The organism is Cytobacillus oceanisediminis (assembly GCF_007830235.1).
GTDB classification, from domain to species: Bacteria; Bacillota; Bacilli; order Bacillales; family Cytobacillaceae; genus Cytobacillus; species Cytobacillus oceanisediminis.
The window spans coordinates 12,830-37,679 of record NZ_VLKI01000010.1 but is presented as its reverse complement, the minus strand read 5'-3'; the positions used below and the strand labels follow the sequence as shown (position 1 = coordinate 37,679).

The 24,850-nt window shown below is 39.7% G+C and carries 25 protein-coding genes and 1 riboswitch; all 25 genes read left to right on the top strand.

Annotation, left to right across the window (positions count from 1 at the left end; genetic code table 11):
* Positions 1-84: 84 nt before the first annotated feature.
* The 25 genes from IQ19_RS16510 (at position 85) to IQ19_RS16390 (ending at position 24,840) form a co-directional block, all read left to right on the top strand.
* Positions 85-1,794, top strand: coding sequence for a sensor domain-containing diguanylate cyclase (locus IQ19_RS16510; RefSeq protein WP_144543478.1), 1,710 nt, complete (start codon positions 85-87; stop codon positions 1,792-1,794).
* Positions 1,795-1,951: 157 nt separating this feature from the next.
* Positions 1,952-2,824, top strand: coding sequence for a DUF4229 domain-containing protein (locus tag IQ19_RS16505; protein WP_144543477.1), 873 nt, complete (start codon positions 1,952-1,954; stop codon positions 2,822-2,824).
* Between the two features lie 156 nt (positions 2,825-2,980).
* Positions 2,981-4,168: a VanW family protein gene (locus IQ19_RS16500; RefSeq protein WP_144543476.1), complete on the top strand. Its 1,188-nt coding sequence runs from the start codon at positions 2,981-2,983 to the stop codon at positions 4,166-4,168.
* Positions 4,169-4,207: 39 nt separating this feature from the next.
* Positions 4,208-4,615, top strand: a complete 408-nt coding sequence (locus tag IQ19_RS16495; RefSeq protein WP_144543475.1) for a type II secretion system protein — start codon at positions 4,208-4,210, stop codon at positions 4,613-4,615.
* A 1-nt stretch (position 4,616) separates the two neighbouring features.
* The gene (locus IQ19_RS16490) at positions 4,617-5,027 is read left to right on the top strand and encodes a PulJ/GspJ family protein (RefSeq protein WP_144543474.1); all 411 of its coding nucleotides are present in this window, start codon (positions 4,617-4,619) and stop codon (positions 5,025-5,027) included.
* A 13-nt stretch (positions 5,028-5,040) separates the two neighbouring features.
* Positions 5,041-6,165, top strand: coding sequence for a hypothetical protein (locus IQ19_RS16485; RefSeq protein ID WP_144543473.1), 1,125 nt, complete (start codon positions 5,041-5,043; stop codon positions 6,163-6,165).
* A gap of 53 nt (positions 6,166-6,218) precedes the next feature.
* Positions 6,219-7,865 (top strand): GspE/PulE family protein, encoded by a 1,647-nt coding sequence (locus IQ19_RS16480; RefSeq protein WP_144543472.1) that lies wholly within the window; start codon positions 6,219-6,221, stop codon positions 7,863-7,865.
* A gap of 10 nt (positions 7,866-7,875) precedes the next feature.
* Positions 7,876-8,916: a type IV pilus twitching motility protein PilT gene (locus IQ19_RS16475; RefSeq protein ID WP_144543471.1), complete on the top strand. Its 1,041-nt coding sequence runs from the start codon at positions 7,876-7,878 to the stop codon at positions 8,914-8,916.
* Positions 8,916-10,127 (top strand): type II secretion system F family protein, encoded by a 1,212-nt coding sequence (locus IQ19_RS16470; RefSeq protein ID WP_144543470.1) that lies wholly within the window; start codon positions 8,916-8,918, stop codon positions 10,125-10,127. The genes IQ19_RS16475 and IQ19_RS16470 overlap by 1 nt, the downstream gene beginning before the upstream one ends.
* 78 nt (positions 10,128-10,205) lie before the next feature.
* A riboswitch (cyclic di-GMP riboswitch) is annotated at positions 10,206-10,289 on the top strand.
* 136 nt (positions 10,290-10,425) lie between these two features.
* Positions 10,426-10,887, top strand: coding sequence for a type II secretion system protein (locus IQ19_RS16465; RefSeq protein ID WP_415801989.1), 462 nt, complete (start codon positions 10,426-10,428; stop codon positions 10,885-10,887).
* Between the two features lie 291 nt (positions 10,888-11,178).
* Positions 11,179-12,270: an O-antigen ligase family protein gene (locus tag IQ19_RS16460; protein ID WP_158638841.1), complete on the top strand. Its 1,092-nt coding sequence runs from the start codon at positions 11,179-11,181 to the stop codon at positions 12,268-12,270.
* Between the two features lie 112 nt (positions 12,271-12,382).
* The gene (locus IQ19_RS16455) at positions 12,383-13,138 is read left to right on the top strand and encodes a prepilin peptidase (RefSeq protein WP_144543468.1); all 756 of its coding nucleotides are present in this window, start codon (positions 12,383-12,385) and stop codon (positions 13,136-13,138) included.
* Positions 13,139-13,166: 28 nt separating this feature from the next.
* Positions 13,167-14,132 (top strand): type IV pilus biogenesis protein PilM, encoded by a 966-nt coding sequence (gene pilM / locus IQ19_RS16450; RefSeq protein ID WP_144543467.1) that lies wholly within the window; start codon positions 13,167-13,169, stop codon positions 14,130-14,132.
* Between the two features lie 9 nt (positions 14,133-14,141).
* A complete protein-coding gene (locus IQ19_RS16445; protein WP_144543466.1) occupies positions 14,142-14,738 on the top strand; it encodes a PilN domain-containing protein in 597 nt (198 codons plus the stop codon).
* Positions 14,738-15,757 (top strand): LysM peptidoglycan-binding domain-containing protein, encoded by a 1,020-nt coding sequence (locus IQ19_RS16440; protein ID WP_144543465.1) that lies wholly within the window; start codon positions 14,738-14,740, stop codon positions 15,755-15,757. Before IQ19_RS16445 ends, IQ19_RS16440 begins: the two co-directional genes overlap by 1 nt.
* A 112-nt stretch (positions 15,758-15,869) precedes the next feature.
* The gene (locus IQ19_RS16435) at positions 15,870-16,931 is read left to right on the top strand and encodes a hypothetical protein (protein WP_144543464.1); all 1,062 of its coding nucleotides are present in this window, start codon (positions 15,870-15,872) and stop codon (positions 16,929-16,931) included.
* Positions 16,932-17,156: 225 nt separating this feature from the next.
* Positions 17,157-17,726 (top strand): Maf family protein, encoded by a 570-nt coding sequence (locus IQ19_RS16430; protein WP_144543463.1) that lies wholly within the window; start codon positions 17,157-17,159, stop codon positions 17,724-17,726.
* A 52-nt stretch (positions 17,727-17,778) separates the two neighbouring features.
* Positions 17,779-18,468, top strand: a complete 690-nt coding sequence (gene radC, locus IQ19_RS16425) for a RadC family protein (protein ID WP_144543462.1) — start codon at positions 17,779-17,781, stop codon at positions 18,466-18,468.
* A gap of 186 nt (positions 18,469-18,654) precedes the next feature.
* The gene (locus tag IQ19_RS16420; protein ID WP_144543461.1) at positions 18,655-19,677 is read left to right on the top strand and encodes a rod shape-determining protein; all 1,023 of its coding nucleotides are present in this window, start codon (positions 18,655-18,657) and stop codon (positions 19,675-19,677) included.
* Positions 19,678-19,878: 201 nt separating this feature from the next.
* Positions 19,879-20,763 carry a rod shape-determining protein MreC gene (mreC, locus tag IQ19_RS16415; RefSeq protein ID WP_144543460.1) on the top strand — a complete coding sequence of 295 codons (885 nt, stop codon included), beginning with the start codon at positions 19,879-19,881 and terminating at the stop codon, positions 20,761-20,763.
* Positions 20,760-21,275: a rod shape-determining protein MreD gene (gene mreD / locus IQ19_RS16410; protein WP_144543459.1), complete on the top strand. Its 516-nt coding sequence runs from the start codon at positions 20,760-20,762 to the stop codon at positions 21,273-21,275. The genes mreC and mreD overlap by 4 nt, the downstream gene beginning before the upstream one ends.
* Before the next feature lie 307 nt (positions 21,276-21,582).
* Positions 21,583-22,260: a septum site-determining protein MinC gene (minC, locus tag IQ19_RS16405; protein ID WP_144543458.1), complete on the top strand. Its 678-nt coding sequence runs from the start codon at positions 21,583-21,585 to the stop codon at positions 22,258-22,260.
* Between the two features lies 1 nt (position 22,261).
* The gene (gene minD, locus IQ19_RS16400; protein WP_144543457.1) at positions 22,262-23,065 is read left to right on the top strand and encodes a septum site-determining protein MinD; all 804 of its coding nucleotides are present in this window, start codon (positions 22,262-22,264) and stop codon (positions 23,063-23,065) included.
* A gap of 139 nt (positions 23,066-23,204) precedes the next feature.
* Positions 23,205-23,981: a M23 family metallopeptidase gene (locus IQ19_RS16395; protein WP_144543456.1), complete on the top strand. Its 777-nt coding sequence runs from the start codon at positions 23,205-23,207 to the stop codon at positions 23,979-23,981.
* Complete coding sequence (locus IQ19_RS16390; RefSeq protein WP_144543455.1) at positions 23,974-24,840, top strand: M50 family metallopeptidase; 867 nt, start codon at positions 23,974-23,976, stop codon at positions 24,838-24,840. The genes IQ19_RS16395 and IQ19_RS16390 overlap by 8 nt, the downstream gene beginning before the upstream one ends.
* The last annotated feature ends 10 nt before the right edge of the window (positions 24,841-24,850 follow it).

The window sequence follows — 24,850 nt, the reverse complement described above, 5'->3', positions numbered from 1 at the left end:
GTGACAAAATTTTGAAAAGTTGCTAAAATGATTGTATAATCTACCTATTTACCTAATATGATGAGAGATAAAGGAGGGGAAATAATGGTTAGTTCTAGTATGAAAAAAGTTATATGGATCATATGGTTTTTAATCTTTCCAGCAGGGCTATGGCTAACCTATTATTTCTATCCTCCAAGCTTGTCAGAGCAAGGAGTCAGTGTTTTTGCCTTTTTCATCTTGATGTCATTTGTGGCAGCGATGCCCATGGTCGTAAATAATACACCTGTCTTTTTGCTTCAATGGGTTTCCATGGCTGTATTCTTATCTTTTGGCCTTTTCACAGAATTGGTTATGGTCCAATTGGCGGTTATTGTTCTCCTATTCAAACTTAAGATACAAAAAGATCAGCTTTTCCGTTTCCCGCTTAACTCTTTAATGTTTTTTGCTGTATCACTTGTCAGCGGATTACTTTATTATGCATTAGGCGGGAAAACAGGGGTTGATTTAATCGCCAACCCTGAATATTTTTGGGTTGCTGTAGCTTATCCAGCTGTTCATTTCATTCTAAACCAGCTGCTGCTAAGCCTTATTATTTACTTTGTCTATGGACGAGAAGGCTCTTTCTTTGGGAAAGACTTCATTTGGGAAACTGTAACCACCATGATTACCTTTCCAGTTGGTCTTGTGCTCTACATGCTTTTTCAGGAAGTTGGCCTCTTGGCGCTCCTTTTCGTTGGGGTTCCCTTTGTCAGTCTATCAATCATTTTGAATCTCTACAATTCTAGTGACAAAGTAAATAATTACCTCCAAAAAGCCGCCGAAATTGGCCATCAATTGGCAGAGAGACTTGATATAAATGAAATTATGGAGCTCTTCATTGCTCGATTAGGTAAAATGCTGCCGGTTGATTATGCCTATATTTTGGATATCGTCGATGATAAAGAACTGCACTTAATCTATCGGGTCGAACATGGCCAGACATTGAGTCTGGAAAAAGAAAGCCTTAGAAAAAACGAAGGGATCAGTGGCCTGGTCTGGTCTACAAGAAAGGCAGCCCTGTTTCATTCAAAAAAAGAATGGAGTGGCATTACCAAAGGCTATATGCCTGATGATGCTGAAAGTGTTATATGTGTTCCGATCATGCGCAATCATAAAGTAACCGGTGTACTATTGCTGGCGTCCACGCAAAAAAGATCGTATGAAAAATCCCAATTGATGATTGTAGACATTCTGTGTTCGCATTTTGCCATTACAGTGGAAAATGCGAAATACCATCAGGAAACAAAAGCGATGAGTGAGAGATGTGCACTTACGCATTTATATAATTACCGATATATTGAAAATGGGCTTAGCGAGGAATTTTCTCATCTTAAAACGGGTGCAAGAAAATCACTATCACTTTTAATGCTTGATATTGATCACTTTAAACAAGTAAACGATACTTACGGGCACCAGAGCGGCAATGAAATTCTATGTGAGCTGGCTGAAAGGCTGACAGGATTGATTGGACTAAAAGGGACAGTTGCCCGATATGGAGGGGAAGAGTTTGTGGTCCTGCTGCCGGACATTGAAAAAGGTGAAGCACTGAAATGGGCCGAGCTTGTTCGGAAAGCAGTCGCTGATAGGCCTTTTAATCTGAAAAACAATTTAAAAATTAATAATGATAGCAGAATGGTACAAATAACTGCATCCATTGGAGTAGCTTCTGCTCCAATGGATGCAGAAGATTCACTTGGATTGATCCGCTGTGCAGATAGAGCGATGTATGTTGGAGCAAAACAAGCTGGGAGAAATAGAGTTGCCGGACTGTAGTTTTAAGAAAACCCAAAGTTTTGGGTTTTTCTTCATTTTTTACAGACTAATGTTCTATTAGTTTTCGAAAAAAACAAGAAATTCATGGTACTTCCTTACTGGAATCATTTACAATAAAAATGAAGAGTGATCTGGGACAAATAGGGTGGTGTTACATTTGGTTTTTGCGATAAGCTTTATTTTATCCATTCTTTTAATTAGTGCGATTTTATTGATTATTCCTATCAAAATGTCAATCAAAGGAAGGTTAACAATCTTAATGGTAAGTGTTTTCCTGGGGTTAGTTGGCTTTCTTGGAAGTGAGACCTATCCTATTTGGATCGTTTTTCTGATTCAAGCACTACTTGCCATGTTAATTTCCTTTTTATTGTTCAAGAAAACACACTCATTTTTCGCTGAGGATGAAAAAGAGGAAGATCTGTTTGAAAGGAAGCCGCTATTTTCAATGGATGATTTAGTTGAAAAAGCCAAGCAGACCGAAACATTGGACCGCTTTTATGCCCCAAGCCCTATACGCAACTTAGATAATACGGGAGAAACAGATCTGCCTAGTATGGAAAAAGCTGAGCCGAGAGAGCAGCCAGAAGGAGAGGAAACTGTCCCTGAATTTCATGAAATCGATTTTTTAGAACCTCTAAACCAAGACTACATTGATAGCAATCGAATGGAATCGCAGGCTGCAGTGACAGCTGAAGATACTGGAAATAAGGAAAATGAAGTCATTATAGACCCACTGTACATAAAGGAAATTAAAGTGGAAGAAGAACTGGAAGCACAAGGGGAAGAAATCCCTTCATTGGCCTCATTGCAAATGGAAGATGATGCCGAACTTCTTATGAAGTCCAGGATTGAAATGTTCCAGGAAAATAAGGAAGAGCAAATTGTAAAGGAAAAATCCAAAGAAGAGCTACCTAAAGTGAATATGGATAAAGAGATTGAAAATAAGGCTGAAACAGAAAAATCTGTTCAAAATTATTTTGATGATTTAGAAGAGTTATATTTAAGCCGAAGAAATAAAAAAGATATCTAGGATTTTTACCATCTAAAGTGGTTGGCAAAAGGAGAGACTTTCAGTTTGCAAGAAAATCAGCATTTTTTATTAAAATTATTTAGCCTTATCCTTTTATGCACTCTGTTTTTCACTGCTTTTTCACGTATAGGAACTTTTGCTTATGAGAAGGTATTTATGCAGGATACCCCATTTAGTGATGTAACTTTTATTGGACCTGTGGAGGTTCATGGAATTCAGAAGGATGACGTTAGCCACAGGCTGAATCAACCTATTGCCAATTGGCAAAGTGCCAATGGGGTTCAATTGTCATTTGCAGATCAAAAAGTTGATATTCCTGGGAAGCTTTTTAGATTTCATGTAGAGGAAAGCATTGCAGCGGCTGTGCCGGGAAATGCGAATCCACTTTATACAACCATACATGAGCAGGATTTAATTGAAGAGCTGAGAAAAATTCTGGATGAAACAATACTGTCAAATGTGAATATCAAAAGCTTGCGTGCCCGATTGGAGGAAGAAGCGGGTGCTCTTAATACAAAGGTAAGTGTTATTAAAATTTCAGATCACATGGGGGAAGGAGTAGTAAAGAGACAAAGCATTCTTTCAAATGCGGAAATTAAGATAGATGGAACCAGCCTATCATCTTGGCTGGAATCACATAGCCAAGTTATTATACCTGCACAAGACAGTTTCTCGTTTTTAGAGCTGCTGAATGATGAGGATCCGTTTTTATCGAATGAGCTGCTTACTAAAATTTCATCGGGAATTTATGAGGCTATCCTTCCGACAAATATCCAAATTATGGAGAGGTATATTGGCAAAGAGCTGCCGGAAGGAATTACTGCAGGATTTGAAGCAAGAGTGGTCAAAGAGAAGATGGATTTAATGCTATTTAATCCAAATGATAGTGATATCACGATTCAATTTGATAAAGTGAACAACAGAACTGTGGAGGTATCCGTATTGGGGATTGACCTTGGCAACAGTTATAAAGTCAGGTTTGAAAATAAAAAAACATACGAACCAAAGAAAATTATTCAATACCAAGATAATATCAAAAACGTTTTTAGCAGTGAAAGAAAAGGCAGAAAGGGATCCTCGGTTTCCGTTTATCGTGATGAATATAACTCACAGGGTGAGCGTTTAAAAACGACTCTGATTGCTGAAGATTTTTATCTGCCGGTAAATGAAATTATAATAAGAAAAATCGCTTATCCTGAGACGAGTGAAACAGAAACCACTGAATCACAAAGATCTGAAAGTGAGAAAATAGACGGTGAAGTACAGGGTGTAGTGGAATCTGAAGCTGACCAGAAAGATACAATAGCTGAGGATTCTACTGAACTTGCTAATGGAGAAAGATAGAGTCTATGAAAAGCAGACAAATATATTAGGTGAGAATACATGAAGAGGATTCGTAATGGACAAATGGGGTTTACCTTAATTGAAGTGTTGGCGTCAATCGGACTTATAAGCTTGATCCTGCTTGTGTTTTTTGGAATTTATTCTCAATCCATGCTGTTTTCCAGTAAAAACGAAAAAAAGATTGAGGCAATGAATATTGCAAGAGAGGTTCATGCGAATTTACAGCTAGGGTTTACATATGACACTGAATTCACAGCTGAAAGAGGCAATAGTACGTATTATGTTTCTATTGAGGATGTTACACCACCGGAACTTCATGATTTAAGTGATGGCGGAATTCCGCCTTTCAGATTATATTTTAAAGAAATAAGTGTATATTCCTCGTCCGTTAAAACAGATAGCAGCCTTCTGGCCAGGACCTTTGGCTATAAGGAAGGTGGTCCATAAAATGGGGATTAAATCGGAGCAGGGTATGACACTGATCGAATTACTGGGTGCCATTGTGATCTCTGCAATCATTTTCAGCTTAGTCAGTTCTGTGTTTTTGGGAAGCGTTACAAATTATAACAAGACATTAACCCATTCCAATTTAAGGCAGGAAGCAAACTTGGTGCTTGCTGAGCTTACTGAAGTACACCATAAAAATCCTGATTACGAAATTAGCATTGTGGATGGGCTCATTCAAGTGACCACTAGCCAGCGTGTTTGGACAATCGGCAACCCCAATTTCTTATACCATATTCCAGATTCCATATCGATAAATAAAACGAATGACTTTTTAAACCTCACCTTAACAATATCAGACCCGGACATTGATACGAATCCTTATGAAGTAAAGACGATTATAAACAGACGGTAATAGGGGTGGCAGAATGCATCGGAAATACTGTAATGAAAAAGGATACACCCTTATATATATACTGCTTGCTATTTCTTTGATTTTTATTTTTACTACTGCTCTGATAAGAGCGAATGTCAATTCAGCAGGACAAATAGCCAAAAGCCACAATGATGTTCAGACAACCCACTTAGCTGAAATGGGTTTGGAATTTTTCAATGAAACGTTAAAACTGACAATTGCACAGCCGCTTACTGGCGATACAATCCAAGAAGCTAGAAACAGTTTGGAAGGGCGCTTAAATTATAATCTAGCTGAAATGGGCATTCCAGTGAATAGTGGGCTTAATAATTTTTTTGAATTCAGAGTAAATATGAATAATCGTCCGGATACCTTTTTTAAAGTTTCCTATCAGTTTATAGTGACCCAGGATGCAAACGGAAATGGCGTAATTCGCCTAACATACAGGCTTACCAGTGGTAACGGAGAGATTGAAGAGACCCAGCCTTATCAGGAGGAAGAAAAGGACTTCAGTTGGACATCTGAAAGGGGAATCGGCCTTCCAGGCGCAACGCCGCCTACTCCAGTGGAGTCAGACCCTAACAACTGTGATGATGACCCGGATACACCTTGTGATGTCTATTCTGCGGGCCCAATTACAATAAGCGACAAATCTGAGGTGACTGTAAATAATTTATATACTGCAGGACCTTTAACTATGGATAACGCAACCACTTTAATAGCTACAGGAGACTTTTACGTGAGTGGTTTAGCAACTTTATCAAACCATAGTGTCATTGAAGTGCAAAATGGCAGTGCTTATTTTAATGATATTGACAGCAAGCCAAATTCGACAACAGTCGTGATTGGAGATGCTTATTTTTACGGAAATGATACGGGGAAATTGGTTGGCAGCGGAAATTCTGCATTAATGTGCATACAAGGCACTGCCCATATTCGTGAAGGAATTAATATTGAAATTGAGGATATTAACATATTGCCTGCCGGAATGGGCTGTAAAAATACAGACGGGCTTAGCGCTGGAATTTGGGCATTGGGTGCAGTAACATTCACTGGAGATTTTCCGGCTCCGCCAGAGTGGACTTCTCCACAGCCTGGAGAAGGCGGGGAAATAGAATTGGATCCATCCTATAATTAACACATCTAGCTTAGTGCTGATTTACAAATAATTTTCTTTAAAAGGTGAAAAAAATGACAAATAAGCGGAAACGATTAGGAGACCTGTTAGTTGAATCAGGGATGCTCTCTGAGGATCAGCTTCAGAAAACGCTCACAACTAAAAAAGATGGCCAAAAGCTGGGAGATGCCCTTTTAGAAAGAGGATATATCAGTGAACAGCAGCTGATTGAGGTGTTGGAATTTCAGCTTGGCATTCCGCATATTAGTCTCTTTAACTACCCTGTCGATTCAAAGATGGTTACTTTAATATCCAAGGATTTTGCACTAAGAAATAATTTGATGCCCATTAAGAAGGAAGGTACGCAGCTTATTGTCGCAATGAATGATCCAATGGATTATTTTGCGCTGGACGATATGCGCTTATCAACAGGTCTGCAGATTACACCTGTTATAGCAAAGCGAGACGAGATTATTTCCGCTATACATAAATACTATAATTTAAATGAGACATTTGAGGACCTTGATCTAACCGAAATAGATGGAGATGACTTGGATAGCGAACAGGCACCGGCGATCAGGCTTGTAAACCAGATACTATCAACCGGTGTCCAAATGAAGGCAAGTGATATTCATATTGATCCCCAAGAGACAAAAATACTTGTCCGCTATCGGGTAGATGGTTTGCTTCGTACAGAGCGCGAGCTATCCAAAAATATTTTCAGCCTGCTGGTTGCCCGTATTAAGATCATGGCTAATTTAAATGTGACCGAAACCCGTTTGCCGCAGGATGGAAGAATAAAGCTTGAAATTAATCATGTGAAAATTGACCTTCGCATTTCACTGCTTCCTACCGTATATGGAGAAAAGGTGGTCATGCGTATTCTGGATTTGTCCAGCATTCTGCTAAAACTCTCAAATCTGGGTTTTAATCGGGTGAACCTGCAGAAATTTGTTTCCATGATTGAAAAACCTTCAGGAATGGTGCTCATAACCGGTCCTACCGGATCTGGAAAATCATCAACTCTATATGCAGCATTGAACCATTTAAACACAGACAATGTGAACATCATTACAGTCGAAGATCCTGTCGAATACCAGATTTCCGGAATTAATCAAGTTCAAGTCAACCAGTCTATCGGTCTTACATTTTCAAGCGGGCTTCGGTCGATCCTGAGGCAAGATCCGAATATTATTATGATTGGAGAAATCCGTGATAAAGAGACGGCTGATACTGCGATTAGGGCTTCACTAACCGGACACTTGCTGTTCAGCACTTTGCATACAAACAGTGCGCTTTCAACCATACCGCGTTTGCTGGATATGGATATAGAGCCTTATTTGGTGGTATCCTCTCTGACGGGTATAGTTGCCCAGCGATTAATCCGCAGTATTTGCAAGGAATGTGCATTTTCCTATGACCCTTCAGAAATGGAAGTAAATTTGTTTAAAGACAGAGGAATTAAAGTCGATAAACTATATAAGGGCAAAGGCTGTCCAAATTGCCAAAACACAGGATACCGCGGCCGGATGGCGATTCATGAAGTTCTCGAAATGGATGATACGATCCGGAGTTTAATGACGAATAACAAACCATTAAGTGAGATAAAAGAGTATGCCATGAAAAGCGGCATGATTTTTCTTATCGATGATGGCTTGTTAAAGGCAAAAAGTGGAATGACCACAGTGGAAGAAGTACTGAGAGTGGCACTGAGGGATTAGGAGGAAAAAAATGAAAGAGCGATTAGACTATATATTGACAGCAGCCTATGAATTAGGCACCTCAGATATTCATTTAACTGTAGGCGTTCCTCCGATTATGCGTCTGCATGGAGATTTAAAGCAATACGGGAAGGAAATAATTAAACCACGGGATACGGAAGAAATGGCAAAAGCCATTATTCCTGACACACTATGGGAGACCTTTAAGGAAAACGGTGAACTTGATTTTTCATATGGAATTCCAGGCGTTTCACGCTTCCGGATTAATGCCTACCATCAGCGCTCGTCGGTTAGTTTGGCGATACGCGTTGTCCCAACTAAAATCCCGACGCTGGAGGAGCTTGGACTACCAAATGTCCTAAAGGAAATAGCAGGAAAACCCCAGGGGCTTGTTCTGGTGACAGGGCCAACCGGAAGCGGGAAATCAACGACATTGGCAGCGATGATTGACTATATGAACAAAAATATGAAAAGGCATATTGTTACCCTTGAAGACCCGATTGAATATCTCCACAGCCATGGGACAAGCATTATTGATCAGAGGGAAGTAGGGTTTGATACAAAAAGCTTCGCCAAAGGCCTAAGAGCCTGTTTAAGGCAGGATCCTGATATCATCCTCGTAGGGGAAATGCGGGATCTGGAAACCATTTCAACGGCGATAACAGCTGCAGAGACAGGTCATTTGGTGCTCGGTACGCTTCATACAACGGATGCGCCGTCTACAATTGACCGAATCATTGACGTTTTTCCGCCTGGTCAGCAGTCGCAAGTAAGGATCCAGCTTGCCTCCGTTCTTGCATCAATTATTTCACAGCGTCTTTTCCCTACGATCTCAAAGGACGGAAGGGTAGCTGCCTTGGAAATAATGATTAATAACGCTGCCATACGCAATTTGATCCGGAATGAAAAAATTCATCAAATTCACAGTGTTATGCAAACAAGCAAATCTGCTGGAATGGAAACGCTCGAAATGGCTATCAAACCTCTTTTGGAAAAAGGGAAAATCGATAAAACCACTGCAGGACAATATTTGCAGGAGAGTGAGTTTTAATGCCAGTTTTCCGCTATACCGGCAGAGATAAAAAAGGCAGGCGAAAAGATGGAAAACTGACAGCGGAAAATAGAAGAGAGGCTGTTGGGAAACTAAAGGAACAAGAAATAGCGGTCACGTCCATAGAAGAACTAAAAGGCTTCTTGCATAGGGAAATTAAGCTAGGGCCAAGCAAGGTAAAACATAAAGACCTTGTCGTCTATATCCGGCAATTTTCAACGCTTCTCAAAGCAGGAATCACTTTAGCTGAAGCCACTCATTTATTATCAAGGCAAACATCAAGCAAATTGCTGGAAAAAGCGTTAAAAGATGTAGCTGAAGGGCTTGAAGGAGGGAAACCTTTTTCGGAAGCAGCGGAAAGCCACCGTAAAATCTTTCCGCCCCTTTTTATCAATATGATGAGAGCAGGCGAAGCTGGAGGAAATATGGATGAGATATTGGAAAGGCTTGCTGTTTATTATGAAAAGCAGCATAATACCCGCCAAAAAGTTAAATCAGCCATGGCGTATCCTTTAACAGTAGGGCTTATCTCCATTGTAATCGTGATCTTCTTATTATCAACGGTTGTTCCGGCATTCGCCGACATGTTTGTTTCTTTTGATGGAAAGCTGCCTCTTATCACTATGATGGTACTGACAATGGGAAATGTTTTGAGTGATTATTGGTGGCTTTTATTCGCAGCTGCTGTATCCTTGATCCTTTCAGTCCGCTATTTGCAATCCAATCGAAGAACAAAATATTATTTTGATTTTGTCCTTCTTAAGCTTCCGATATTTGGCAAGCTTCTGCAAAAAGCTGAGATTGCAAAAATGACCAGGACCCTGAGTTCACTGTTTGCAAGTTCGGTTCCAATCTTACAATCCTTAACCATTGTTGAAAGAATCATGGGAAATGAAGTGCTTGCACATGTGATAAAAGAAGCAAGAATTTCAATTGAAAAAGGGCAGTCCATTTCGATCCCGATGGAAAAGCATTGGGCATTTCCGCCTATGGTTTCACATATGATACTAGTAGGGGAGAAATCAGGGACACTCGACCAGATGCTCGACAAAGTGGCAGATTTTTATGAAATGGAAGTGGACAACGCTACCGACCAAATAAAATCCCTAATCGAGCCGATGATGATTGTCCTCCTTGCTTTTGTAGTAGGAGGAATTGTGGCTGCCATTGCAGTCCCAATGTTTACGATCTTTGAAAATATTCAGCAATAAATATATAAATCTTCACATTTACATAATTGATTTTAGTACTTAAGCATCATATAATGATTTTATAAGTTGGATTTTTATAGTGAAATTGGAAGCAATGACCGTTTGTTCTTATTTGGGCACTTGAACGAACGTGAGCAAGTAGTGCAACCCGCCAATTTTCAGGATTGATATGGGAATTTGTTCTTATACAGTCTGAAAATTGGTTTTTTATTTCACTTAGAAATCAATAAAGCTATCATCCTAGGTTAATAGACTTACATAAGGCGCGTTTTACATTTAGAAAATAGTGGGGGAGAAAATGATGTTTAAAAGGATTAGGAACTATTTTAAAAATCAAAAAGGATTAACGCTTGTTGAATTGTTGGCAGTTATTGTGATTTTGGGGATTATTGCGGCGATTGCGGTGCCGAGTATTGGGAAAATTATGGAAAATAGTAAGAAGGATGCGCATGTTTCGAATGCTCAGCAGATTTTAGGAGCTGCTAAGCTTGCTGTGGCTTCGAAGGATCCGATTAGTACAGGTACCGATAACACTATGACTTTAGGAGAACTTCACACTGCAGGTTTTATTGAGGAAATTCCGGTAAGTCCTAAAACTAATGTTGCTTATGACTCAACTACTAGTAAAGTGGTAATAGATACAACAGCTACAGGAGGTTTCTTATATAAAGTTACATTAGTTGATTCGGGTAATACTGTTATAAATGGAGAAACTGCACAAAGTTTAGCAAAGGCAGGTAGAGATTTAGTATCAGAATAAAAATCCAAAGACAGGAAGGGGAGTATAATTCTACTCCCTTTTATTATATTCATGAAAAAACTTTTATTTATATTTATCCTGGTTTATCAATTAATCTATTTCCCAAATGAATTTCTTTTCACGGATACTTTTCTTAAGAACCAATTTTTGATGTACTCAGCACTAATTTTATTAATAGCCTTTCTGCTAAAAAACAAACAGAATCTTAAAGACATATTCACCTTAAATAAACTAATATATATTTTTATAGTATTATTAATCATCTCTACGATTTTCTCGGTAGATCACTTCTTGTCTTTTTACGGAAGAGAAAACAGGTATGAAGGCCTGGTAGCATGGTTTTGCTATTTAACATTGTTCACTTTTTCGTATATGTTTATCAAAATGGATAAGTTCACAGATCAATTATATTATTTTGTTTACATATCCTTTTTGGTTTCAATGTATGGCATCTTGCAGCATTTCAAATTGGACTTTTTTCCAAGGTACTATTCAAGGGTTAATCAAACCAGAAGCTATGGGTTCTTTGACAACCCAAATTTTTTTGGCTCGTATCTAGTCCTGGTACTGGCTATCTCGTTATTGGTTTATTTTATATCCGATAAGAAAAAGAGTCCGATTTTCTTATTTATTTTAAATACTCATTTTGCTGCACTGCTTTACTCCCAAACAAGAAGCGCCTGGCTGGGCGTTTTGGTATTGCTCGTATTCATTGGAGTCTTTATTTTGCTTCAAAATCGGATGTATTTTAAGAAGTTTTTTATAGCAAGCATCAGCTTTGTTGTTTTATTTTTAGCCGTGAATTTCACAGAGTCCAGTTCAATATCTAACCGTTTTACATCCATTGTAAAGGATGCAAATGAGGCAATTTTAGAAGAGAATATGCATGCTGGTTCAAGCAGGATGTATATATGGAAAAAATCTTTTCCTCTTGTATTCGAGTATTTTTGGCTGGGGTCTGGCCCAGATACGTTAGGGGAAGTCTTTCCGTACAATGAAGAAGAATATGAACAATACTTTCATACAACAAATATCATTGTCGATAAAGCGCATAATGAGTATTTGCATATGGCCATTACAATGGGTGTACCCGCATTATTCGCATACCTGGCTCTTATTTTTACTATTCTGTATAAGGCTTTCCGGGCTTTGCATGTTGCCGAGGGTACTGAGTTTATCATCCTGTTATGTTTCATTGCGTCTATTATCGGCTATCTTGTACAGGCCTTTTTCAATATTAGTGTTATCACTGTTGCTCCATATTATTGGATTATCCTTGGAATCACTTACCGGTTTGCAGAGGATTTGCTAAAGGAAAGCCAGCATACTAAAGTTTCAACAAGAAATTTAATAGGTAAATCTATCTCTAGAAATAGTTTCTAAAGAAATTCTCTAAAATTGAACTCCTCTCCAAAGGAGTTCTTTTTCTAATTTCCATCAGCAGGTTTGTTTAGTATAATAAGGACTATATTCATAGAAAAGGAAAAGGGCTTTTATGCTTTTACTTTATTTTTATTTGTTCGTTTTAGGCGCTGTTTTGGGTTCTTTTTATAATGTGGTTGGGCTGAGAGTGCCGTTGAAGAAATCCATTGTTGCTCCGAGGTCTCATTGTCCGGTATGCCGACGGAATTTGACTGCTGGGGACCTGGTACCTGTATTTTCTTACATTTTGTTAAAAGGAAAATGCCGGGGGTGCGGCACTTCTATTTCGCCGGTCTATCCATTGATCGAATTGGCCACAGGGTTATTATTTGTGTTTGCGTTCCACCAAATAGGCTTTCATTTGGAACTGATTGTCGCTTTAACGTTCATTTCCTTATTAGTGATTATTTTTGTTTCAGATATTGTTTATATGATTATCCCTGACAAAGTCTTATTGTTTTTCCTGCCGATTTTAATGTTGGAAAGGATCGCGGTGCCTCTTTCTCCGTGGTGGGACTCAACTCTAGGTGCTTTTGCAGGCTTCCTGCTGCTCTTCGCCATTGCTATTGTTAGCAAAGGGGGAATGGGGGGAGGAGATATTAAATTGTATTTCCTCGTCGGCATCGTGCTGGGCTTTAAATTGACAATGCTTTCATTCTTTTTGGCTACACTGGCTGGGGCTGGTTATGGATTTAGCGGCATGCTTCTTGGCAAATATAAAAAGAGGCAGCCTGTACCCTTTGGCCCATTCATTGCCGCAGGTGCGGTTTTGGCCTATTTTTATGGAGAAGAAATTATTGATTGGTATTTTACGAGTTTTTTAATGTAATGGAGAGGTGAAGCGGTTGAGGTCATTAATGAGAAGCAGCAGACACAGAGTTCATTTTATAATTAACGACCACTATATTCGCTTTGTTGAGAGTGATAAGAGACATACTTTCCTGTCCTATCGGCAGAAATGCCTTCCTGCTGGAGTCATTGAAGAAGGACGGATCAAGGATGTTGAAGTTTTTGGCATGATTCTAGATGAAATCGTTGAGGAAGGGAAGTTGAAAGGAAGCAAAATCACTATGTGTATACCGGATCCCTTTATGATTGTCAGAAAGGTTTCTGTGCCGCTGGAGATTACGGAGGATGAGCTGAAAGGCTATTTATATATGCAGTTGGGAGAGACGATTCATCTTCCTTTTGATGATCCGATCATTGAGCCTGTTTTCCTCGGGGGGAAAGGAGGACTAAATGAAGTCCTGCTCATTGCTACAAAGGAATCTGTTATTAGGGATTATACGGAGATTTTTGAAGCCTGCTCTTTAAAGCCTGTTGTAGCGGACTTGTCAATTTTGTCACTTTATCGCTTTTATTACCATATAGGACAAGCTAACAAGAAAGATCATGTACTAATGGTTCAGCTTGGGATGGATACGCTGCAGCTTTCTGTCTTCCATGATCATTATCCAAGCATTGTCCGGCACTCCAAGCTTTCTTTGACTCAGGAAGAGCTGGAATTGAAAAGAGGCAGGAGCGGACAGGAATTTTACATATGGAATGTTGAACAAAGCAGATTAGATGGCCAGGCAAGAGATATAAATACAGAAATTGAAAGATTCATGAATTTTTACCGTTTTAATTTAACAAAAGGCAGCCATCAAATAACAAAGCTGATTTTGTTTGGAGACCACCCTTATATGGATGAATACGCGGGAACCATAAGCGACTCATTTGAACTCCAAGTCCAAACGCTTATACAGCCTTTGTTTCAGATAAAAAAGGGAATTAATATTCCTCCTGTATTCAACGATTGTATTGGACTCGCATTAAAGTAGGTGCCTAGCATGCTGGTTGATATAAATTTATTGCCCCAAAAAGAAAAGAGGAATTCCGCTATTGCTGTATTTTTTATCTTCATCATTATTTTAGCAGCTGGGTGCGGAGGCTATCTTTGGCTTGAACAAAAACAGCTTGCTGACCACGAAAAAAGACTGCAGACGGAATTGGCTACCGTTCAGCAGCTGAAAAGCCTTGTACAGCAGAATCCCAACTCTCCTGACAACCCGAATGCAGAGGAAAAGCTGCAAACGGCTTTGGCCTGGGCGGAAAATTACCCGATTTCCACTTATAAATTGCTGCGCCATATAACTTCTCTTTTGCCGGAACGTGGATTTGTATTGTCATTTTCCTATCAGGAATCAGGGAATGTCCAGTTGTCTGTCCAGTTTGATTCTTCAAGGGATGCTGCGTTTTTTTTTAAAAGCATGCAGGAATCAGAATTTATTCAAAACGCTAACCTGTTAAGCATAACAACAGAGAGAGTATCCAGCGAGTCAGAATCTGATCTATCTATATTGCCGAGGTATTTTGCACAATATACAGTTCAGATAGATAAAAACGCCATTAAACAAGTCCATAAGAGCGGGGAGGGTGGATCCTAATGTCTTCCCGGCAGAAAATTACTTTATCTTTTACCTTGATCTTTGTCTTGCTTATTTTGGGATTGGGCTATTATTATTGGTTTCATTTAATCCCTTTGAAAGATCGGGTTGAGGGGTTAACTCAATCTATTAAAAGTAAAGAAGTGCAAATTTCCCAGCTTGAGAAAGATCCAAAAAGTACAGGAAATGAGTTAGCGAATCAAACTGCTTTTTTGCAGCAGATGCTTCCGGTTGCGCCTATACTGGATCAATTTATTCTCGACCTTGAAAAAGCCGAAATATCATCTGGCAGTCTAATAACAAGCTTTTCTTTTAATGAGAACCAAAGTGTTGCTCAAAATGAGACTTTATCCGAATCGGACTATAAACAATCCGAAGAGCTTTCGGTCGATCTTAACTTTCAAAATGACAATACAAAAGACGAAATAGCTTCTGAGCCCCGTAAATTTTTCTTCCCTGAAGGAATTGAAAGGCTTACTGTGTCGATGATTGTTGAAGCACCTTCTTATATCGAGCTCGAAGCTTTCATTAAGGCAATTGAAGATTTGCAGCGTTTAACCCAAATTGATAGCCTTGCCTTTACAGGGAACAGGGAGGTTCGAGAGGCTGGAAAAACAGTCAATAAACTTATTTATAGCGTGACAGTCTCGGCGTTTTACTATCCGACGCTTAAGGAACTTAAAGATCAGCTTCCAAAATACGAACTGCCTTCACCAGCTAATAAAACAAATCCTTTGTATCCTTTTGCAGAAAATAAAAATGATAGTATAGACGGTGTGTTGGATAACGCAGCGGAGTATCCGTCAGAAAATCTTGGCACTTTGGCTTCAAAGGTTGTAGAAAAGAACGGAAATTCATATATAGTGTATATTTACGAGGTTAAACCAGGTGATACATTAATTAGCCTTGCAATTAAATATTATAATAACAGGGATGGTGAAGACACCATTAAAGAATGGAACGGGATTACCAGGCTTTTATCTGGTGAAACGATTGAAATGCCCTTTCTTCTTAAATGACGATATTTGACGAAATCATTCAATAACAAGACGACAAAAGTCTTGTTATTTTTTTTTTGCAGTATGTTAGGATGAAACCAATTCAGCAATCGACATGGAAGGAGGACAAGATGTGGACAAGCCTAATAACGGAAAAACGATCACAATAAAGATAAATGGCAAGGACCGTCCGTTTCAGGAGAAAAATGAAGAAAAACAGAAAGAAACCTGGAAGCCAAAAGATTTGGAAAGAAAAGAAAACAACGAGGAAACGGAGTTCTTTGCTTCAATACAAACCGCAGCTGCAAAAGAAGCAGATGACAGTTTCGATTGGATCCTGCCAGAGGAAACAGAGAATTCGGAAATTAAAGAATTTAAGGTAGCAACCCCTCCAAAGCCCCCAGCAAAAAAAGGATTCAGTACATTGGCCAAAAACTTCAAGAGGAAAAATAAGCAAGGTTTTCTCACATCCATTTTTCTGGCTGTCTTTTTTGCTGTCCTGCTTGGAATAAGTTTTGGATTCATTATGCTTAAATTGGTATTCACTGACCAGGCAGCCGAGACAGTTACTCCTCCCGTAACTGAAACCCCTGCTGTTTCTGGAGAGCAGGCCGGAACGGAAACGGCATCACTAGACCCATTGGCCACTTTTGTGGTTCAGGGAGGAGTCTTCTCAAATAACGAAGCCGCCAAACAAATACAGGAAGCAAATGCTCAAAAAGGAGCCAATAGCCACCTAATAGAAATGGGCGGACAAACATTTCTTTATTTAGGAGTGTCGGACAGTATTGAGCATGCGAAAGAAATGGGTGCAGATTTAAAAAGTAAAGGAATAGATGTATTTGCAAAAGAAATCACATTTGATGCGAAGTCTATAGAGGGGTTAAATGCAGTAGAGAAAAAATTGCTTGAAATGGCACCTTCTTTGTATCATACTCTTTCAGCAGGGGCAGCCAGTGCAGCTGTTGAAAAATCCATCCCTGCAGGCTTGTTAGAGGATATAAAAAAACAGAGTGCTAATTTAAATGAATTGCAAGCAGATAAAATCAAAAACCAAGAGCTTATTTCTATAAAAGAAGAACTGGAAAATGCATCAAAGCAAATGGATGCCTTCCAGCAATCTGGAGATGCAGCTTCAGCAGGCAAAGTTCAGCAGCATCTGCTTGCGTTTCTTGCTGCTTATCAGTCATTATAAGCAAATAGTGCCAAAATCTTCTTCCATTCGAATATTTTCTGGGAAATATCACATGTTAAAGGAGTCTGTTCGGGAAATTTCGGCAGGCTCTTTCATTTTGTCGATATTTATCAAATTTCATCAAATATTTTTGTAAAGCAGTCCTTTTTAAATTGTTTGTCTAGCCGATTTTTGATACGATTAATCTGTATCTCCCAAAATGATACATAAAGGTAAGGTGATTATATGCAAAACCTCATTTTAGCCTCTTCTTCCCCACGGCGAAAAGAACTTCTTGAAAATCTTCATTTTACATTTGAAGTTTCCAGCAGTGATGTTGATGAAAGCTTTGATCCCTGGTTAACACCTGATGAAATTGTGAAGGAGCTCGCCTTCAGGAAAGCAGATGCGGTGTTTAAAAAGTATCCTGATGCTTTTGTTATTGGATCAGATACTGTGGTAGTCAAAGATGGAAACGTTTTAGGAAAGCCAAGCAGCAGCGAAGAAGCCTTCAGCATGCTAAAGAGCTTGTCGGGAACAACTCATTCCGTCTACACAGGTGTCTCAATTCTGGCACCAGGCAAACAAATAAAATTCTATGAAAAAACCGATGTGGTATTCTGGGAGTTAACAGATGAAGAAATTAACTCTTATATCGGCACCGGTGAACCTTTTGACAAGGCGGGAGCATATGGAATACAAGGTTTTGGCAGCGTGCTTGTAAAAAGCATTAGTGGAGATTATTTTTCGGTTGTCGGCCTTCCTGTGTCAAGAACGGTTCGGGAATTAAGGAAGGCGGGTTACTCGCATCCTTAATATACTTTCCTCATCTTCTGGTCCCTGGCCCAAAGGTTAGGGAGGAATTAATATGCAAACTGAATCCTTTTTGATTAAAGATTTTCCTCAAGATGAACGTCCTCGTGAGCGATTTGTCCAAAATGGACCACAAAGCCTTTCCAATCACGAATTGATTGCCATTTTGCTCAGAACGGGAACTAAAGAAGAATCTGTTTTGCAATTATCAAATAGGCTCCTCACCAAATTTGAAGGGCTCCGCCTGTTGAAGGATGCATCGTTGGATGAAATTACCGCGATTAAGGGGATTGGGGCTGCAAAGGCGATCCAATTGCTTTCTGCTGTAGAAATTGGCCGGAGGATTTCAAATCTTGCCTACGATGACAGATATATCATCCGCTCTCCTGAAGATGGTGCAAATTATGTGATGAACGACATGCGATTCCTGTCCCAGGAACATTTTGTATGCCTCTATTTAAACACGAAAAACCAGGTGCTCCATAAGCAAACCATTTTTATTGGAAGCCTGAATGCTTCGATTGTGCACCCAAGGGAGGTATTTAAAGAAGCCTTTCGCAGGTCAGCTGCATCCATTATCTGTATTCACAATCATCCGAGCGGGGACCCAACTCCGAGCAGAGAAGATATAGAGGTAACAAAGCGGCTGGCAGAGGCCGGCAAAATAATCGGCATCGATGTACTTGACCATCTTATTATCGGTGAGAATAAATTTGTCAGCCTTAAAGAAAAAGGTTATTTATAATGTAACATTAGAAATAACCTTGTAAAAAAGCTATGTTTTTAATTGACGTTAAGCTATAATATTGGTTATGATTTTTGAGATGCCTTGCGTTTAAAATGGCTCATTTTACCTGATAAATTAAAGAGATTTCAATAATTATACTTATCTTAAAATTAGCATTTTGTATCAGAAAGGGAGATACCATTTATGTTTGGAATCGGTACTAGAGACCTTGGAATAGATTTAGGGACAGCTAATACACTTGTTTATGTTAAAGGAAAAGGAATCGTTGTCAGAGAGCCATCAGTAGTTGCGCTCCAGACGGACACCAAAAATATTGTGGCTGTCGGAAATGACGCGAAGAATATGATCGGCCGAACACCCGGCAATATTGTAGCACTCCGGCCTATGAAGGATGGGGTAATTGCCGATTATGAAACAACGGCCGTCATGATGAAATATTATATTAAACAAGCCAATAAAAATAAGAGCTTCTTCTCTGGCAAGCCTTATGTAATGGTTTGTGTTCCTTCTGGAATTACAGCTGTAGAGGAGCGTGCAGTTGTGGATGCAACCCGCCAGGCAGGAGCTCGTGATGCCTATACAATAGAAGAGCCATTTGCTGCTGCAATTGGCGCTAATCTTCCTGTTTGGGAACCTACAGGAAGCATGGTTGTAGATATAGGCGGAGGAACTACCGAGGTAGCCATCATTTCTTTGGGCGGCATTGTAACAAGCCAGTCTATCCGTATTGCTGGTGATGAAATGGACGATGCCATTATAAATTATATCCGCAAAAATTATAATTTGATGATCGGTGACCGTACTGCTGAAATGATTAAGGTTGAAGTTGGCTCTGCAGGAGATCCAGAGGGCGTGGAAAACATGGAAATCCGAGGTCGTGATCTTTTGACAGGCTTGCCAAAAACGATTGAAATTACTGCAGAAGAGATTTCAAAAGCTCTTAATGATACTGTTTATGCCATTGTGGATGCAGTGAAAAACACGCTGGAAAAAACACCGCCTGAACTAGCTGCTGATATTATGGACCGCGGCATTGTTCTAACTGGCGGGGGTGCATTGCTTCGCAACCTGGACAAGGTGATCAGCGAAGAGACGAAAATGCCTGTCCTTATTGCGGAAAACCCGCTTGATTGTGTGGCAATTGGTACTGGAAAAGCTCTGGATCATATTGATTTATTCAAAACTAAAGCAAAAGAGTCACGATAAAAAATACAAGATAGATACGATAAAATCATGAAGCCCATTCACGAGTATGAAGTGTTTGGGCTCAACTTTCGTATGGTTGTCCTTATATGCTAAATGATAAATTTGTAGATATATGTTATCTTTGGAAGCAATGATGGTTTAGTGAAGCGCAATGCGTTTTTCTTATAGCCTATGGAAAAAATACTAATCGAGGTGTAACTGATGCCACAGTTCTTTTTGAATAAACGCCTGATTATTTTGCTTGTCAGCATCATTATTCTCGTGGCATTGATTGGGTTTTCTTTAAAAGATAGAGAAAATTTAACTTGGCCTGAGCAATTTTTAAAAGATACTACCGGTTTTGTGCAAAATGCCGTATCCCGTCCTGTAAATTATGTTGCAGTGTTTTTTGAAAATGTCCAAGACTTGCAAAATACATACAAAGAAAATAAAGAGTTGAAAACACGGCTGGATGAACTTGCCCGCCTGGAGTCAGAAGTTCAGCGGCTTAAGAAAGATAATACAGAGCTGCGCGAGATCCTTGATAAACAAGATTCATTAAGTGAATTTGAACCAAAGCAGGCAACGGTGATAGGAAGGAACCCGGATAGATGGCATGAACTGCTTATCATCAATAAAGGGAAAAATGCCGGGATTGAACCGAATATGGCGGTCATTACGTCGAAAGGGCTTATCGGTAAGGTGAAGAGCAGCAATACTTTCACTTCAACGGTTCAGCTGCTAAGTTCGATGGATCCGACCAATCGCATATCGGCTAAAATCCAGGCTGGAGAAAATAACTTTTTCGGTCTGATCGAAGGCTATGATAAAGAGAAGGGTCTTCTCCTGCTTAAACGCATACCCTATGATGCTAAAGTAGAGAAAGGGCAGAACGTTATTACTTCAGGCCTGGGAGGCGTATTTCCTGAAAGTCTGCCAATCGGCAAAGTCGTGGATGTAGTTCCTGATGAGTTTGGCCTAACGCAGACTGCTTATATTGAACCTGGGGCGGATTTTTACGATATTGGGCATGTGATGGTCGTAAAGAGAGGGGCTCTGCAGCCTGAATTAATGGAAATGATTGATGAGAAGGAGGAGGAACTGTGAGAAGATTCCTTCTTCCTCTCATACTCCTTGGTTTATTTATTGGTGAAAGTATATTCGTTCAATTAACGCCGCCTGAGTTGTTTGGCAGCGGCAAAATTGCCGTTCCGCGTTTTCTGATTGCCAGCTTGCTATTTTTGACCATTTACGGTTCAAAAAAGCATGGAGTCATTTACGGGCTCTTATTCGGCTTGCTTTTCGATATCGTTTATATTGAAATAATAGGGATTTATCTATTTCTGTTTCCAATCATTGCTTATATCATGACAAAACTGATGAAAATTCTTCAGACGAATATAGCCATGGCTTCTATAATTGTTCTCTTGGGTGTTGCCTTGCTTGAGGCCGGCGCGTACCAGATGAACTTTCTTATTCATCGAACAGATATGGATTTTGCAGCCTTTTTATCTTCCCGCCTTGTGCCCACGCTTATTTTGAATTTGATTTTTATTATCCTGGCTGCCTATCCATTCAAAAGGCTTTTTGAAAAATATGCTGATAGCTTAAATGAATAGCGATCGGGTATAGGAAAAAAGAGTACCATTCTAATTTAATATCATCCTACAAAAAGAAACCGGGTGGCCCCGGTTTCTTTTAAATGAATATTTTTAGGGAAAAAGGAATTTAGAAGGTTTCTGTCGAATTCTACTTACTATGGGCAATTTAGGATAGGGATAATAGACATAATTATTTGTTTAAAAATTCAGCCTTAACTGACCTCTAGTCTTCTATTGCAGATTAGTACCTATTAGGCGGGCTGCTTGAAAATAGAGTGCAATAAAGCACTTATGCGTTTCTTATCATTGAGGTGAACATCTTGAAATGAAAAAAAACCAAAACGTAACAATTAAAGGGACAAAAGACGGGCTGACATTGCATCTCGATGATTCTTGCTCCTACGGTGAACTGAAGAAAGAGCTTGATCTGAAGCTTTCAGAAAGCTCCAGAGCTGGCGAAGACAGGCTTATTTCGGTCAGGGTTCAAGTAGGCAATCGATATCTTACCGAAGAACAGCAGGAAGAATTGAAGGAGTTAATCCGGCAAAAGAAAAATCTGATCGTTGAGTCTATAAGTTCTAATGTTATAACAAAAGAAGAAGCTGAAAAACGAAGAGAAGAAAACGAAATCGTATCAGTTGCAAAAATGATTCGATCGGGGCAGGTTTTAGAAGTTCCGGGGGATCTTTTGCTCGTCGGGGATGTAAATCCGGGAGGCACTGTAATGGCGGGAGGAAATATATTTATTATGGGCGCTTTAAAAGGAATTGCCCATGCAGGCTGCCATGGAAATAAGGAGGCGGTTGTTGTTGCTTCTCTTATGAAGCCTTCCCAATTAAGGATCAGCGACTGCATTAATAGAGCTCCTGACAAGGATCAGGACGATGAAAAGAGAGAAATGGAATGTGCTTACATAGATGAAAATGAGCAAATTACAGTTGATAGATTACAGGTCTTAATGCATCTAAGACAAAATATTACTAGATTGCAAGGGGGAAGCTAGGATGGGAGAAGCGATTGTCATTACGTCCGGTAAAGGCGGTGTCGGAAAAACGACTACTTCCGCAAATGTAGGTACGGCTCTTGCCCTTCAGGGAAAAAGGGTTTGCCTGGTGGATACAGACATTGGCCTTCGTAACCTTGATGTTGTTATGGGTCTTGAGAACCGCATCATTTATGATCTTGTTGATGTGGTTGAAGGCCGATGCAAAATTCATCAGGCACTTGTCAAAGATAAGCGGTTTGACGACTTGCTGTATTTGCTGCCGGCTGCTCAAACAAGCGATAAATCAGCCGTAAAGCCTGAGCAGATGAAGAAGTTGGTTGATGAGTTGAAGCAGGATTATGATTATATCGTAATCGATTGCCCTGCCGGGATTGAGCAGGGTTATAAAAATGCGGTTGCCGGAGCGGATAAAGCAATTGTAGTTACGACTCCGGAAGTTTCGGCTGTACGTGATGCAGACCGGATTATCGGTTTGCTTGAAAAAGAAGAAAATGTAGAGGCTCCAAAGCTTATTATTAATAGAATACGGAGCCATATGATGAAAAATGGCGATATGCTGGATGTGGATGAAATTACAGCCCATCTATCGATTGATTTAATCGGTATTGTGGCAGATGATGATGAAGTGATCAAGGCTTCAAACCATGGCGAGCCTATTGCTTTAAATCCTAACAGCAAAGCATCAGTAGCATACCGAAATATTGCGCGCCGCATTCTTGGCGAATCGGTGCCGCTTCAGCCTCTTGATGAAGAGAACAAGGGCGTCTTTTCCAAAATTAAGAAGTTTTTTGGTGTTAAATAATCAAGTATTAGCAGTCAAACAACCGGGGAGAATTCCCCGGTTTATTTTTTTCATATCTATTCCTTCCATGAGTCATACTCTTTTTGGACAACTCATAAACTTGTACAAATAGAGTTATTAAGGAAATGGTGGGGATTTCATGAATTCAAGAGCGGATGAAATACGCAAAAGAATTGCACGGAGAAAAAAAGAAAAAGACAGGGTGTCTAACAAGGTAGATTCAAATATTCTTTGGACCGAGGACGAGGAACGCTACGGATTTAATAAGCTTCCTTCTTATGACAGCAAAGTGGGGGAAGGAGACCACCCTTTATTTCGAAAAGAATTATTCCTTTTTAAACTGCTAGCTTCGGCCTGTTTATTTTTACTTGCAGCCATTCTTTTTAAAAATGAAGCGGCGACTCTTGACCCTGCAAGGGATTTTGTGAAAGCTTCCATGGAAAAGGATTTTCAATTCGCAGCGGTTTCAGGATGGTATGAAGACCAGTTTGGTAAGCCGCTAGCGTTCCTTCCATTTTCAGACGGAAAACAAGAGACCCGGAGTCCACAAGAAAACAGTGATTATGCACTCCCTGCTTCTGCAAAAATTCTTGAAGACTTTAATGATAACGGCCAAAGGATTACAATTGAAACCGGGAAGGAAGCTTCCGTTGAAGCCATGAGCGAGGGACTTGTGCGGTTTGCCGGGAAAAAAGATGGCTTCGGAAACACAGTTATCATTCAACATGGCGATAAAAGCGAGTCCTGGTATGGCAATTTAGCAGATATTAATGTAAATCTATATCAATATATTGAAAAAGGTACAGGATTAGGCACTGCGGGTGATACTGAAGATGGTGAAAAAGGCTCGTTTTATTTCGCTATTAAAAAAGGTGATGACTTTATAGATCCAATTCAGGTGATACCATTTGAATAAAATGGCAGAATTGATAAAGTATATTCATATCCACCCTTTGTTATGGGCGATTATTGGGCTGGCAGTGGCTACTGCCCATTTTATTGAACTATGTCTGTTGCTCCTGATTATTTTCGTGCATGAGATGGGTCATGCGGCGGCAGCGGCCCTTTTTTCCTGGAGAATCAAAAGGATAGCCCTCCTGCCCTTTGGGGGGGTAGCGGAAATGGATGAGCATGGAAATCGGCCGCTTAAGGAAGAAATCATTGTGATTATTTCCGGGCCGCTTCAGCATATTTGGATGATGGGAGCAGCCTTGCTTTTTTACCACCTTACTTGGATGCCAGAAGAAATCTTTCAGCTATTTATACAATTTAATTTAATGATTTTGATATTTAATCTGCTTCCTGTCTGGCCTTTGGATGGCGGAAAGCTGATTTTTTTATGGATGTCACTTTACCGGGCTTTTCCGGATGCTCACCAAAAAACATTGCTGATATCAGCAGCTGGCATAATGGGGTTCATTATTTTTACTTTGCTGACTTCTCCTGTTAACCTGAATATATGGGTAGTCCTCGCTTTTTTGCTTTTTTCGCTATATCATGAATGGAAGCAAAGCCGATTTGTCTTTATCCGCTTTCTCCTTGAGCGATATTACGGCAAGAACAGCGATTTTCGGACGTTAAAGCCCCTTGTTGTAAAAGAAGAAGAATTGGTTATTCACGTTCTTGAAAGATTCCAGCGTGGATGTAAGCATCCAATCATAATTGAAAAAGACGGGAAAGAAAAAGGTTCTTTAGATGAAAATGAGCTGTTGCATGCCTATTTTGCAGAAAAAGTACTAACAGCGAAAATAGGTGATTTGCTGTATGTTTATTAAGAGCAGGCTT